The 691-nt window shown below is 60.6% G+C and carries 1 pseudogene; it reads right to left on the reverse strand.

Annotated features, from left to right (window positions below):
• Nucleotides 1–691, reverse strand: a pseudogene (locus NKH52_RS35425) (IS630 family transposase); the annotation flags it as partial.

Genomic DNA, 691 nt, shown 5'->3' on the forward strand with positions numbered 1-691 from the left:
TAGAGCGGGATGAATTTAGGTTGGGCATAGCCTGCCTCTGTGAAGTAATTTCGGCATTCGGTTGACGTGACGGTGCCGAGGATTTGGCCGATGGCGTCACAGACGGTTTCGACTGTTCGCTTGGCAGCCTTGCGCAGCCAGTGCTTGAGCTTGGCGAAGAGCTTCTCGATAGGATTGAGGTCGGGCGAGTATTTCGGCAGCAAGAACAGCCTGGCGCCGGCTGAGCGAATGGCGCGGCGCACGGCCTTGCCCTTGTGTGAGCCGAGATTGTCCATGACGACGATGTCGCCTGGCTTGAGGGTGGGGACGAGAACCTTGTCGACATAGAGCTGGAAACGCTCGCCGTTGATCGGTCCGTCGATGAGCCATGGTGCATCGACACGGTCATGGCGCAACGCCGCCAGGAAGGTCATTGTCTTCCAATGGCCGTGTGGCACCTTGGCTTTGATCCTCTCGCCGCGCGGCGCCCATCCCCTGAGCGGGGCCATGTTGGTTTTGGTCCATGTCTCGTCGATGAACACCAGACGGGAAGCATCGATGCGGTCCTGATACTTTGCCCACTGTGCCCGCCGGCGCGCCACATCCGGGCGATCCTGCTCAGCCGCGATCAGCGTCTTTTTTTGTGACTGAGCTTCTCGGCGTGGACGAACTCCCACACCGAGCGGTAATCGACCGCAAGGCCGCGCTCGGC

Source organism: Mesorhizobium sp. M1066, from assembly GCF_040318635.1.
Classification (GTDB): domain Bacteria; phylum Pseudomonadota; class Alphaproteobacteria; order Rhizobiales; family Rhizobiaceae; genus Mesorhizobium.